A 13,933-nucleotide genomic window follows, 5' to 3' on the forward strand; every position below is an offset into this window, starting at 1 on the left:
TCTGCCTCATGACGACGCCGCCCCGGAGTAGACGGCCCGCTCGCCGAGCTGCGGCAGCTCACCCCAGCGTTCGGGTTGCCAGGGCGTGCGGTCGGCACTGGGCCACGCGCGGAAGGGCACCCCGAGCTCGTCGCAGAGGTAGCGGATGGCGAACCGGCCCGCGGAAGCGGCCCGGATCAGCCCGCCGCCGGTGACCCACTGGCCGGTCATGGAGAAGCCGCGCAGGCCGGGCAGCCGCATCCGCTCCTTGCCGACCAGCCGGTCGGTCAGTCGCTCGGCCTCGGTGAAGGACTTCCAGGCCAGGATGCTGCCCTCGTGGTTGCCGGTGAAGCGCCGCAGGGTGACCGGAGTGGCCACGTCGATCACCTCGATGCGCTCCGCGGTGCCGGGGTGGTGCCGTTCGAGGAAGCCGCGAACGAAGTCGGCGACCTCGCGCTTGCGCGCCCGGTACGCCTTCCGGTCGCTGTCGCGCAGCGCCTGCCAGGAGCCGAAGTCGCTGAAGTAGGTGCAGTGCACCACCGACCGGCCGGGCGGCGCGAACCCGTCGGCGTACCGGGAGCGGAGCTGCACCACCAGGCTGTTCTGCCGCGCGGCCGGCAGCCGGGCACTGTCCTGCGGCGCCAGTAGGTAGGTGGTGCTGTGCGGGGTGCCGGGCGGCAGATCCCCGGTCAGGCCCACGAACGCGGAGACCACGCCCGGGTAGAGGGCGTCGGGCTGGTGCAGCGCCTCGTCGTACAGGGCCCGGGTCACCGGGCTGGAGTACCGGTCGCCCAGCAGCCGGCGCAGCACGGTGGGGCCGTCGCAGGCCGCCACCACGTGGTCGGCGAACTCCCTGCTGCCGTCCTTGAGTTCGACGCCGATCGCGCGGTCCTGCTCGACCAGGATGCGGGACACCGGTGCGCGGTAGCCGATCCGCCCGCCGAGCGAGGTGTACCGCTCCTCGACGGACCGCGCCAGTCCCAGCGAACCCCCCTGCGGGAAACCGCAGTTGCCGCGGTGGGCGGCGGCCATGTTGAACAGGTAGGGCAGCAGCGGGAAGACCTCGTGGTCCTGGAAGAAGATGAACGGGAACGCCCTGCGCAGCAGAGGGTCCCGCAGCCGCGCGCAGAAGGCGTCCATCGAGGTGGCGCCGGTGCGCCAGAACAACCGGAACGACGGCAGTACGGTCCCCAGCAAATCCAGCCGTTCGCGGACGGTGCGCAGCGGGGGCGGGGTCAGGAACGGGTACAGGTCGATGGAGGTGAACCGCCGCAGGTCCCGGCAGAACTCCCGGATCGGCCGGGCGTCGCCGGGCGCGAGTTCCAACAGGTGCCGCTCCAGCCGGTCCGGGTCGTTGTAGAAGCTGACTTCCCGGCCGTGCTCGTCCACGACGCGGTTGAAGACCTCGAAGTTGGTGACGGTCTTCCCGTCCAGCGCGCCGAGTTCCCGCCAGATGCGGTGGGCGTCGTTGCCGGGGGCGGTGCCGATCAGCCAGTCGATGCAGTAGTCGAACAGGTAGCCCTTGCGGGCCCAGGCGGTGCAGCAGCCGCCGGGCAGCACGTGCTTCTCGAAGATCCGGCTCTCCAGCCCGCTCATCTGGGCGTAGCAGCCGGCGGCCAGCCCGGCGATGCCCGCGCCGATGACGATGACACGGGGACGGTCCTCACGCGTCGGCATGGACAGCACCGTCCTTCGCCCCGATGTCCTGCGTCAGGGCGGTCCGCCCCAGGGCGGCCCGCGCCAGGTCGGCGTTGTGTCGTAGATGCTCGCCGTCCAGCATCTCCTCGTGGCGTCCCGAGCCCTGGACCACCTCGGTACGGGTGGCCGAGCTTCCGTGCCACGAGCCGTGCCGCCCGGGCGCGTGTCCCGGCAGCGCGTCCTGGTGGGAGATGACGGACAGCGGCGCCCTGACCGTGCCCAGGTTCGGCGTGCCGGCGCAGAACTCGAGGTACTCCTTCGCCTGTTCCATGGTCTCGCTGGCGACGATCGACGAGCCGGTGTACCGGTTCAGGTGGTCGGCGAGTTCGCGTTCGAACGCGGCGATGTGCTCGGGCCCGACGTCGTACGCCTCGGGGATGCGGTGCGAGTCCAGGATGACCACGCCCGACACCGCCCGGCCGCGGCGTTCCAGCTCCTTGGCCGTCTCGAAGGCCAGGTTGCCGCCCAACGAGTAGCCGACCAGCGCGACCGGGCGCCCGTCCGCCAACTGCTCGACCAGGTCGGCGTAGCGCTCGGTCTTGTCGTCGCCGCGGATGTAGTTGAACGCCACGATCCGGTACTCCGGCAGCCGCTCCGCGAACTGGCGGTACACCAGGCCGTGCCCGCCCGCCGGCGGGAAGCAGAACACGGTCTCGCCCGGTGCCGCCGACTCGTTGAAGCACAGGTACGGTTGCGTGCCGCTGATCCGCCCGGTGACGACCTGCTCCACGGTACGGGCCATGCCGTGCAGGGTGCTGCTGCGGAAGAGCAGGCCGACCGGGATGCCTACCCCGAACTCGGTCCGCAGGTGGTGGATCAGCTCGATCAGCTTGATCGAGCTGCCGCCCAGCTCGAAGAAGTCCTGCTCAAGACCGACCCGGTCGACTCCCAGAACGGTCTCCCACTGCGCGGCGGTGCGCACCTCGTACCGCGTGACCGGCGGATCGCGCCGGTCCGTTCCGGTGCGCGCTCCGGGTGCGGGCAGCGCGGCGGTGTCGACCTTGCCGTTCGCGGTCAGCGGCAGGGCCGGCAGCGCCACGACGTGGGACGGGACCAGATACGTCGGCAGCCGTTCGGCCAGTCGGCGGCGCAGCGTGAGGTGGTCGAGCACCGCGCCGTCGGCCGGGACGCAGTAGGCGCACAGCAGGTCCTCGCCGGACGGGTCCCTGCGGACGGCCACGCACGCCTGGGCCACCTCGGGCATCGCGGCCAGGTGCGCCTCGATCTCGCCGGGCTCGATCCGGTGGCCGCGTAGCTTGACCTGGTCGTCCGCGCGGCCGTGCAGGTGGATCTGCCCGTCCGCGTCCCAGTGGCCGAGGTCGCCGGTCCGGTACAGCCGCTTCGGGACGCCGCCCACCGTTCGCGTGGTGAACCGCTCGGCGGTCCGCTCCGGGTCACCGACGTATCCGTCCGTGACGCCGCCCCCACCGATCCACAGCTCGCCGGGGACGCCGGGCGCCACCGGTTCGCCGTGGCGGTCCAGGATGTACACCTCGCTGCCGGGGAACGGCCGGCCGACCGGCAGCGTGCGACCGGGTTCGAGCCCCTCGCCCGTGCCCTCGAAGTACGTGCTGTCGATGGTGGTCTCGGTGAGGCCGTAGGAGTTGACCAGCCGGGTGTCCGGTCCGCACAGTTCGCGCAGTCGCTGGTGCTCCGCGACCTTCCAGGTGTCCGAGCCGACGATCAGCAGGCGCATGAAGTCCAGCCGCAGGCCCTCGCGCGCGCAGTGCGCCAGCAGGCCACGGGCCACGGCGGGGACGAACTCGCCGCAGTCGACGCGCTCCTCACGCATGGTCCGGTACAGCCGTGCCGTGTCGAAGAGCAGTTCCCGGTCGACGAGGACCAGCGTCCCGCCCGAGCAGAGGGCCCGGACCAGGTCACCGGTGAACACGTCGAACGGCAGCCCGGCCATCTGGAGGTGGACCCGGACGTCGCGCTCCAGCCGGTACTCCTCGTGCCAACCGGCGTAGGCGGACGCGAGGTTGCGGTGGCTGACCCGGACGGCCTTGGGGCGTCCGGTGGACCCGGAGGTGTGGATCACGTACGCGGGCAGGTCCGGGTCGATCGCCGGTTCCGGAGCCTCGGCCGCGGTCGCCGCGAGATCCTCCGGGGAGACCACCGGGGCGCCGAACCGGCCCGGCCGGTCGGCGATCACCAGTACCGCCCCGACGTCGGCGGCCAGTTCGGCGAGGCGTTCGGCCGGGTGGTCCGGATCGAGCGGCAGGTAGGCGCCACCGGCCCGGAGCACCGCGAGCAGGCTCGCCACCAGCTCGGACGACTTGTCCAGGCACACCGCCACCACCGTGCCCGCGCCGACGCCCATTTCACGCAGCCGTCCGGCCATCCGGCCCGAGCGCTGGTCGAGTTCGCGGTAGGTCAGCCGGGCGGCCGGGCCGTATCCGCGGGGGACCGAGACCGCGAGCGCCCTGGGCCGCGCGGCGGCGGCCTTGGCGAACAGCTCGGTGACCGGCGGGGCGTGGCCGACCCGCCGGGTCGCGCCGCTCCACGCGGTGAGGATGCGCGCGCGCTCCGCGTCGCCGAGCATGGGGATACGGCTGACCGGCAGGTCCGCGGCGGTGCGGGTCAGTCCGGCCAGCAGGTTGCGGAAGTGGCCGGCGAGGCGCTGGACGGTCCGCGGATCGAACAGGTCGGTGTTGTACTTGAACACGCAGTGGAAGCGGCCGTCCGACCGGTCCTCGTAGGCGGACAGCGTGACGTCGAACTGACCCTCCTCCTCGGGGAGCTCGATGTACTCCAGCCGGTAGTCCCCGCGTTCCTGGGCGACCTTGTGGGTGAGCAGGATGAACATCGCCTGGAAGACCGCCGACCGGCTCGGGTCGTGCTGGAGGCCGAGCTCCTCGACCAGCAGCACGAACGGGTACTCCTGGTTGTCCAGCCCGCCCAGCACGGTCTCACGGACCTGGGCCAGCAATTCGGCGACCGTCGGGTCACCGGCCAGACTGGCGTACAACGGGAGCGGGTTGACGAAGTAGCCGTACACCGAGGAGTCCTCCTCGCGGGTACGGCCGGACACCGGGCTGCCGACGATCAGGTCGTCCTGCCCCGACCAGCGGTGCAGCAGCAGGTAGTACGCGCTGAGCAGCACCATGAACGGGGTCGCGTTGTGCTCCCGGGCCAGCGTGTGGACCCCGGCGCTGAGTTCGGCGTCGAGCTGGAAGAACTCGGAGGCCCCGTTGTGGGTCACCACCGGCGGCCGGGGCCGGTCGGTGGGCAGCGTGAGCACCGGGATCTCGGCGGGCAGCCGTCCGCGCCAGTAGCCGAGCATCCCGCGGGCGTCCGGTCCGGCCAGGAACCGGTTCTGGTGGTTGACGAAGTCCAGGTAGTTCCCGGCCGGTGGTGGCAGCAGCACGGGCCGGCCGTGCCGCAGCGCCTCGTAGACCGTGAACAGCTCCTCGATGAAGGTGAAGGTGGAGATCGCGTCGGAGACGATGTGGTGCACCGCCTTCATGATCACCCAGCGGTCCGGTGCACGTCGGAACAGGCGGAACCGGACCAGCGGATCGTGTTCCAGGTCGTACGGCTTCCGGTACTCCCGGACGATCATCCGGTGGACGTCGTCCCATGCCCGGCCCTCGACGTCGAACAACGCGGTGTCCGGGCGGGCCTCGGCGGAGATCACCTGCATCGCCCGGCCGTCCTCCAGGTGGAAGTTGGCACGCAGGCACGGGTGTCGTTCGAGGAGGGTGACGAAGGCCGCGAACATCAGCTCGGGGTCGAGCTCGGTGCCCACCTCGACCGCGCCGCCGATGTTGTAGGCGAAGGCGTCCGGGTTGAGCTGCCTCAGGAACCACAGGGCCTTCTGGTTGTACGTCAGCGGGTACCGGTGGACGTCGGTGTGGAGTTCCACCGCCGTCTGCGGCACGGTCCCGTCGTCCGCCGCCAGTTCCAGCAGACCGGCGTGCAGCCGCTCGATGAGCGCGCCGACCGGATCTCCGCTGAGCAGGGCCACCACCGGCAGCGACACGCCCAGTTCGGCCTGGACGCGGGCACGCAGCTCCATCGCCAGCAGCGAGTCAAGGCCGAGGGCGTTCAGGCCCACCTCCACGTCGACGCGCTCCGGCCGCACGCGGAGCACGCCGCAGACGAGTTCGGTGAAGCGCTCGCCCACCAGCCCCTGGCGGGCGTCGGCGTCGGCCGCTCGGAAGACGGCCGGGAAGCCGCCGGCCGGGGCGGCGGGAATCTGCTCGGCCGCGGCGGCGACCAGGCCGGCCACCAGCGCCGGGGGTGAGGCGTACCACGCCTGGAACACCTGCCAGTCGACGATGGTGGCGACCAGCAGCTGCGGCCGGTCCTGGCCGATGACGCGTTCCAGCACGGCCATGCCCGCGGCCGGCGGCAGCGAACTCATCCCGCGTGCGTGGCGGTAGTGGTCGACCAGCCCCAGTTCCTCGATCATCCCCGTTGCCCACGGGCCCCAGTCGATGCTCAGGGCCGGCAGGCCCTGGGCGTGGCGGTGGTGGGCCAGCGCGTCGAGGAACGCGTTGCCCGCAGCGTAGTTGGCCTGGCCGGCGGTGGTCAGCAGGGCGGCGATGGAGGCGAACAGGACGAAGTGGTCCAGCGGTTCGTCGCGCAGGTGCCGGTGCAGGAGGTGCGCCCCGACCACCTTGGGCTCGTACGCCGCGTCGAAGCGCGCCCGGTCCAGCTCGCCGACCAGCGCGTCGCTGACCTGACCGGCGAGGTGGAAGACACCGCGTACGGGTGGGAGCCGGCGGCGCCGGTGGTCCGCCAGCCAGTCCGCCAGGGCGGTCTCGTCGGTGACGTCGAGGGTTGCCTGGAGGGGGTGGGCGCCCAGCGACTCCAGCTCCTGGAGGAAGGCCACGCGTCTGCCGGCCGCGGTATCCGGATCGGTCTCGGCCCACTGGTCCCGCTCGGGCAGCAGGGTGCGTCCGACCAGGATCAACCTGCGCGCGCCCCGCCGGACCAGGGTGCGGCACAGCAATCGGCCGAGCGCGCCGAACGCGCCGGTCACCAGGTAACTGCCGTCCGGGCGCAGGCGCAGCGGCAGCGGCCGGGTGAGCCCGGTGGGCGCGCGCAGCCTGCTCGTGAAGCGCCGTGCCGCGCGCAGCGCGACCTCCTCGACGTCCGCGGTCGCCATCTCCCGCAGCAGGGCCTCGGCCTCGTCCCCGTGGTCGGCGGGCACGCCGAGGTCGATCAACTTGCCCTTCTGTGCGACGAGTTCCTGCTGCCACAGGACCCGTCCGATGCCCCAGGCGGGTGCGCCCAGCGGCTCCACGAGGTCACCGGCGACCACCGCCTGGGCGCCCCGGGTGACGATGTGCAGCCGAGCGTCCGGCCGGGCCGACGGCAGGGCCTGGGCGAGGGCGACCAGGGAGTAGCCGCCGAGGGTGCCGCAGCGCGCCAGCTCGTCCCGGTCGGCCGAGTCGATCGACGGCAGGTCCAGGTTCCACAGGTGCAGGACGGTGCCGAAGGTGTCGTCGAGGTCGGTGAACAGCCGGCGCAGATCCGCCGCGGAGCCCGGCCGGACCGTGGAGCCGTCCGTGTCGTGCCGGTAGCGCTCGCCGAGTTGCACCAGGTGGCAGGTTCCGCCGCGGACGCGTACCCGCTCGGCCAACTCCTTTGCGAGGCCCTGCGCGTCGGCGAAGACCAGCAGCCCGTCCGGCACTCCGTCCAGTGGCGCGTCCCGTGGCGCGCCGACGGCCTCCAGCGGCTGCTCGATCCAGGTCGGTTCGGCCAGCCAGCCGTCGATGGCGGCCAGGCTGACCGAGGTCGATGCGTGCTCGACGTCGGCCGCGCGGAATCCGGTGACGTGCCCGAGGGGGGTGCCGTCGTCGGCGTAGAGAGCGAGGTCGCCGGTGAGTTCGTCCTCGCTCCGCCCGGAGATCGTCGCATGCACCCAGAACGGCTGGTCGCCGACACGGTCGAGGCTCACCTCCCGGACGGACAGCGGGAGGCGGATGCCGCCCGCCTGTCGTTCGGCGAGCAACTGGGGCGCCAGCAGAGCGTGGAAGCACGCGTCGAGCAGCGTCGGATGCACATGGCTGTCGGCCGCGTCCACCGGGGGCCGTTCTGCCGGACAGACGCGTGCCAGCGCCTCCTCGGGTCCGATCCACACCTCCTCGACGCGCTGGAAGGCCGGACCGTAGTGGTAGCCCAGTCCGGCGAGTTCCCGGTAGCAGTCGGCCCCGTCGAGCCGCCGGCGCGCGCGCGAGCGGATCGTCCGGAGGTCCGGCGCCGTGCCGGGCCGCCGGCGCCGGGCGGCGCGGACGGTGCCGGCCGCGTGCACCGTGCGCTCGGCGCCGACGGAGGCGATGGTGAAGGCCGCATTGTCGGGGTCGAAGTGCAGTTGGACCGTCGATGGCCGGGACTGCGACAGGAAGAGCGCCTTGGACAGTTCGACATCGGCCAGCACCGCCTGCGGGGCGCCGGTCAGCGCCCGCACCGCCTGCGTGGCCATCTCCAGGTATCCGGCCGCCGGGAACACCGTGCTGTCCTGGATGCGGTGGTCGGCCAGGTAGGGGAGCCGTTCGAGGTCGAGCTGGACCTCCCAGGTGGGCTGCGCGTTCGCGGTCCGCCGGCCCAGCAGCGGGTGGTCGAGCCGGCCGAGCCGGATCTGCTCGACCGGCGCCGGCTCCGTCCAGTACCGGTCCCGCTTCCACGGGTAGCCCGGCACGGACACCGGACGCCCACCGGGGTGCAGCGCCTCCCAGGCAACCTCGACCCCGTGGTTGTGGAGCTCGGCCAGCGACCCGGCGAACGCCTCGGGCTCGTTCTCCAAGCGGCGGATCGAGGGCAGCACCCGGCCCTCGACGCCCCGGCCGTCGAGGCACTCGCGGATCGCGTGGCCGAGGACGGGGTGCGGGCCGATCTCCAGGAACAACCGGTGGCCGTCGTCGACCAGCGACTCCACGGCGGCCTGGAACCGCACCGGGTCGCGGACGTTCTGCCACCAGTAGCCCGCGTCCAGTTCGGGGCCCGTCGCGCGGCCCTTGCGGGCCGTCAGGTACAGGGGGACCTCGGCAGCGGCGGGCGTGAGATCGGCGAGCGAGGCGAGCAGTTCGTCCCTGATCGGGTCCATCCGCACGCTGTGGTAGGGCACCTGCACCGGCAGGAACCTGCTGAAGACCTGCTCCCGCTCCAGTTCGGCCGCGAGCTGTCCGAGAGCGTCCTGGTCGCCGGAGAGCGTGACGTCGGAAGGGCCGTTGACGGCGGCCAGCGACACCTGGTCGCGGCGGTCCCGGATGCGGCGGGCGGCCTCCGGCTCGGTCAGACCGACGGCGAGCATCACACCGGTGCCAGCCAGCCGCTGTTGCAGGCGGCTGCGGTGCAGCACCACCGCGATCGCGTCCGTGAGGTTGTACACCCCCGCCTCGTGGAAGGCGGCGACCTCGCCGGTGGAGTGCCCGACGACAGCGTCCGGACGTACGCCGTAGCTGCGCCAGAGCGCGGCCAGGCCGACCTGCACGGCGAAGTTGGCGGGCTGCGCGAGCCAGGTCTCGGACATCCGCGAATCGGCCTCGCCGCGGGCCAGTTCGTCCAGGAGCGACCAGCCGGCCTGCCGGCGGATCTCGGCGTCGCAGCGTTCGACGGCCTCGCGGTAGACCGGTTCGGTCGCCAGCAGCCCGCGGCCCATCCCCCACCACTGCGGGCCCATGCCGGTGAACACCCATACCAGCCGGCGCTGCGCGCGCTCCCGCCGCCGGCCGGCCAGCACCCGCGGATGCGGCTCTCCGCGCTGGTAGGCGGCCAGGGCCTGGTCGAGCGATTCGGGGGACGCCGTGGAGTACACCACGGACAGCCGGTGCTCGTGGTGCTCGCGGCGCCGCGCCAGCGTGTGGCCGAGGTCGGACAGCGCCGCCGGGGGCCCGTCGGCGCTGTCGGGTTGCTGCCCGATGCCCGCGAGCTGCCGCCGGATGCCCGCGACGAGTTCGGGCAGCCGGTCCGGGGAGCGCGCGCTCAGCGGCAGGACGGTGCGGGACGGTACACGCGAGGAGACGCCGGTCGGCCGGGGTGCCGGCGCCTCCTCCAGGAGCACATGGGCGTTGGTGCCGCCGAAGCCGAAGGAGTTGACGCCCGCACGGGCCGGGCCCTCGTGCTCGGGCCAGTCCACCGCCCGGGTCGGGACCTCGAAGGGCAGCGCGGCCCAGTCGATCGCGGTGGTGGGACGCTCCAGGTTGATGTGCGGGGGAATCCTGCGGTGCTTCAGGGCGAGCACCGTCTTGATCAGCCCGGCGATGCCGGCGGCCGCCTCGCTGTGCCCGATGTTGGTCTTGACCGAGCCGACGTAGCTCCGGGCACCCGGCGGCCGGCCGATGGCGAGTACCCGGCCCAGCGCGTTCGCCTCGATCGGGTCGCCGACCGGCGTGGACGTGCCGTGAGCCTCCACGTACTGGAGCCCGCCCGGCTGCATGCCCGCCTCCGCGCAGACCCGCCGGATGAGCGCGATCTGGGCATCCGGGTTGGGCACGGTGATGCCGTCGGTGCGGCCGTCCTGGTTCACACCGCTGCCGAGCACCACCGCGTGGACGGGGTCGCCGTCCCGCAGGGCGTCCGCCAGCCGCTTGAGCGCCACCACGCCGACGCCCTCGGCGCGGACGTAGCCGTCGGCCGCCGCGTCGAAGGCACGCGACCAACCGGCGGGGGACAGGAAGCCGCCCTTGGTCTCGGCGATGGTGTATTGCGGCGCCAGGTGGAGCAAGGTGCCGCCGGCCAGGGCGAGATCGGTCTCGCCGCGCAGCAGGCTCTGCCGGGCCAGGTGCAGCGCGACCAGTGACGAGCTGCAGGCGGTGTCGATCGAGACGCTGGGGCCGCGGAAGTCGAAGCAGTGCGAGATGCGGTTCGACACCATCGTCATCATGGTGCCGGTCGCGGTGTGCGCGGACAGGCTGTCGAAGCCGAGGTCCGCGAACTGGAGGATCTTGTAGTCCAGGGTGAACGCGCCGACATAGACGCCGACCTCGCGCCCCGCCAGCAGGCTCGGCCGCTGACCGCCGTCCTCCAGCGCCTCCCAGGCCACTTCCAGCAGCTTGCGCTGCTGGGGGTCCATGTGCGCGGCCTCGCGCGGGCTGATGCCGAAGAACTCCGGGTCGAACTCGTCGAAGCCGTCGATGTAGCCGCCGCGCCCGCCGACCAGGCGGCCCGGCTTGGCCGCGTCCCTGCTGGCCAGGGTGGCGACGTCGTAGCGATCGGCGGGGGTCGGCGTGATGCAGTCCCGGCCCTCGATGAGGTTGCGCCAGAAGCCCTGGTGGTCGCGGGCGCCGCCTGGGAACCGGCAGCCGATGCCGATGATCGCGATCCGATCCGGGGAGTCTTCGTTGGGCGAGCCCGTCATGGTCCATTCCGTGAGTCATGGCGCCGCGGCGCGGTGCGGGGAGGGGAATGCGCGAACACCGGCCCGCTCGGGCGGACGATCAGGTGCCGGGCCGGGTGGCCGGACGCCAGGGGTGCAGCAGGCTGGCGAGCACGTCGCCGGTGGGAGGAAAGGCGGCGGGGTCCTGGAGCCCGACCGCCGCAGGGGTGCGACCCGGCCGCCAGGTGAAGCTGCCGAACGCGTGGTCCCAGATCGCGAAGTCCGCGCCGTAGTGGCCGGCTTCGGCCAGAACGGTGCTGTGGTGCAGCCGGTGCTGTTCCGGGCCGGCGAGCACATGGTTCAGCCAGCCGATGCGGACGTCGATGTTCGCGTGCACGAAATACCCCTGGGCGACGACGAACAGGGTGGCGCAGAGAACGGATTCCGGCGAGAAACCGAGCGCGGCGAGGGCCAGTTGCACGGTGGCCTGCCCCAGGAAGACGTCGAGCAGGTGATTGACGCCGTTGTTCGTGACGTTCACTTTGTCCAGGGAGTGGTGCACGCCGTGCAGCCGCCACAGCCACGGGTGGTGATGGGACCACCGGTGGAAAAGGTATTTCGCCAGCGAGCCGGTCAGCAGGGCGAGCGGGATCTCCATGCGGAGAGGGAGCACCGGGTGAGGGGGTGCCAGGCGAGTGACCATGGCGGAGACCACCAGCTGACCGAGCGCCCCGCCGACCATGGTCAGCAGGAAGTAGAGCCCGTAGTAACGGATTTCACGCCCGTCGGGGTGCCAGTCGGTGCGGTACGGGATCAGCCGCTCCAGAATCCAGAGGTAGCCGATGGTGCCGAGCTGGAAGAACGCGACGACATGGCCGGGGTCCCAGTGCTCCAGCAGGGTCGCGGTGGCCGCCGAGACCACCGCCAGGAGCAGCATCGGATAAGCGATCCACCGCAGCGCGGTTGAAAATCCGAAAAATGGACCGTCTAATTTTCCTTGAGGCAATGTCGATCCTCCAGGTGGAACTTCACCGAGCCGAAGAGGACTTGAGGATAAGCACGTGCCGGTGGAACATGCGAATTCACCGCCATACGCGCGGAGTAATTTGATGATCGGCGGTGCCGGGCGGATTCGGCTGAACGACACCGTGATTGCCCCCGATCCGGGGAATCAGCCGGGTGCCGTGCGCCGGACCCCGGCCCCTCCCGGCCGCGACGAACCGCCCGGGAAGCGGCCTCCGGGGCCGCTCCGGCGCCGGCGCGCGGCCGACACGCCTCGGTGATCAGACACCGGTCGACAGTCGCCCGGTGTGGTCAGCTATGGCCCTTCACATCGGAGGAAACGTCCGATACCGCTCCACCAGGAGGATCGATGAAGCGAGCTGTCCTGTTCAAGCGAGGTGCCGCCGGAGCCGTCGTGGCACTGGCGCTCACCGCCGCGGCCCCGTCTCTCGCGAGCGCCGCCGCGGTCACCGCCCCGCAACCCGTCACCCTCGACTTCAGCAAGGACATGCCCACGGGCAGCACGTCCAACTCCGGCTTCGGGGAGCACGGCGCGGTCCTCGACGCCGACGGCGCGGCCGTCGGCGGCGCGGTGATCAGCTGCAACGACACCGCCGGCGAAGACGGTGACGTCATCTACTGCACCGGCATGGTCGACATCTACCAGCACGGCGAGATTGGTTTCCAGGTGGGCAACCTGGTCAAGCCGGACGACTCCTCCAGCACGGAAGTCAACGGCGTCATCACCGGCGGCACCGACGAGTACGAGGGGATCAGCGGGGAGATCCACCTGACCACGCTCCGCGACGGCGTCTACAAGGCCGAGTTCCTGACGGCCGCACACTGATCGCTGCCCAGCCGCCGAAGCCGCCGCCCACCCGGTCGGCGGCTTCAGTCGTGCCGGGCATCTGGGCCCAGGGGCGGGTTCCAGCGCCGTGTCCACCAGCTCGGACGGCATTGGTGTCCGCTGTTCACGGATGAACCGTGTTCTCCGTACGCGCATCGCGGGCACGTCCTTCGCTGTGCCGGGGTCGACCACCTGGCTGCGATGACGGGGGCACCAGGGGGGCACCAGGGGTCGCTTGGGCCGCGCGTACCGGCGCGGTCGTACGCTCACCGCCTGCGCGGCATGTACGGCGTCGCAACGTGACGCCGTACGTCGAAACTCCGGCCCCCGGCCGACACGCGACGGCGGTGCCGCCGGTAACAGCAGCCGGAGCCAGGCCGAGACGACCTTGCTCTGTGCGCGCAGAACGGTGGGCTCAGGTCGACGACGTGGACGAGGCGGCCCGGCGTGCTTCCTGCGTCGCGCGAAGCGTCAAGTGCCATGGGTGGGTGGCGGGAAAAGACGACGGACTGCTTTTCGTCGGAGAGCGCGGGGCGCCATTCCGCCGGTCCGCCTTCGGCCGGAAACGGCGGAAGGCCCGCGCGAAATTCGGCCTGCCCGGCAATTTCCGCTTCTACGACCTCCGCCACACCGGTAACACCCTCGTCACTCAGTCGGGCGGCACGCTGAAGGACGCCATGGTCCGCGCCGGCCAGTCCTCGGAACGCGCTGCCCTGATCTACCCGGCACTCCACGCTGGAGCGGCGGAAGGAGGTCGCGGCCGGTCTCGATGAACGCGTCCGCGCCGAACGCCTCGACACGGCGGCCGACGACGCATCCGGTGCGGAAGTGATGCGGCCGGCCTGACGCCGGTCCGACCGCCCGTTCGGGGGCCGACGCGATGCCGTGTCGGCCCCCGAAGCCTGCCCGCCGCGACGCTCCGTGACGGAACCCACCAGCCAGGCGCCGCACTGTGCGCCTCGCAATCCGCTTGCTGGCCAAGGTCGTTGCCCGCGAGCTGACGGCCGGGTCGCAGCGCAGCCTTCAACCAAGCATGACGGAACGCAACTTCGCACGGTGATGCAGGTCACTCGAAATGCGTCGCATCATTCGAGAGTTGCGCCGCGCCCATATTCGCCGCACCATTCGGCGTCTCTGAA

The 13,933-nt window shown here is 71.8% G+C and carries 4 protein-coding genes and 1 pseudogene; 2 read left to right on the plus strand and 3 right to left on the minus strand.

Going from position 1 to position 13,933, the window contains the following annotated elements; genetic code table 11:
* Positions 1-6: 6 nt before the first annotated feature.
* The 3 genes from OG370_RS23100 to OG370_RS23110 all read right to left on the minus strand — a co-directional run bounded on the left by OG370_RS23100 (position 7) and on the right by OG370_RS23110 (position 11,882).
* Entirely contained in the window at positions 7-1,656 is a 1,650-nt protein-coding gene (locus OG370_RS23100; RefSeq protein WP_328467270.1) for a phytoene desaturase family protein, read from the minus strand.
* Complete coding sequence (locus OG370_RS23105; RefSeq protein ID WP_328467272.1) at positions 1,643-10,987, minus strand: non-ribosomal peptide synthetase/type I polyketide synthase; 9,345 nt, start codon at positions 10,985-10,987, stop codon at positions 1,643-1,645. The genes OG370_RS23100 and OG370_RS23105 overlap by 14 nt, the downstream gene beginning before the upstream one ends.
* A gap of 79 nt (positions 10,988-11,066) precedes the next feature.
* Positions 11,067-11,882, minus strand: a complete 816-nt coding sequence (locus OG370_RS23110) for a sterol desaturase family protein (RefSeq protein ID WP_328467274.1) — start codon at positions 11,880-11,882, stop codon at positions 11,067-11,069.
* A gap of 435 nt (positions 11,883-12,317) precedes the next feature.
* Between OG370_RS23110 and OG370_RS23115 the strand changes: the two genes are divergently transcribed.
* Both OG370_RS23115 and OG370_RS23120 read left to right on the plus strand, forming a co-directional pair.
* Positions 12,318-12,794: a hypothetical protein gene (locus OG370_RS23115; protein WP_328467276.1), complete on the plus strand. Its 477-nt coding sequence runs from the start codon at positions 12,318-12,320 to the stop codon at positions 12,792-12,794.
* A gap of 470 nt (positions 12,795-13,264) precedes the next feature.
* Positions 13,265-13,640: pseudogene (locus OG370_RS23120) on the plus strand (tyrosine-type recombinase/integrase); the annotation flags it as partial.
* Positions 13,641-13,933: the final 293 nt, after the last annotated feature.

Origin of the sequence: Streptomyces sp. NBC_00448, from assembly GCF_036014115.1 — a bacterium.
Lineage (GTDB): Bacteria > Actinomycetota > Actinomycetes > Streptomycetales > Streptomycetaceae > Actinacidiphila.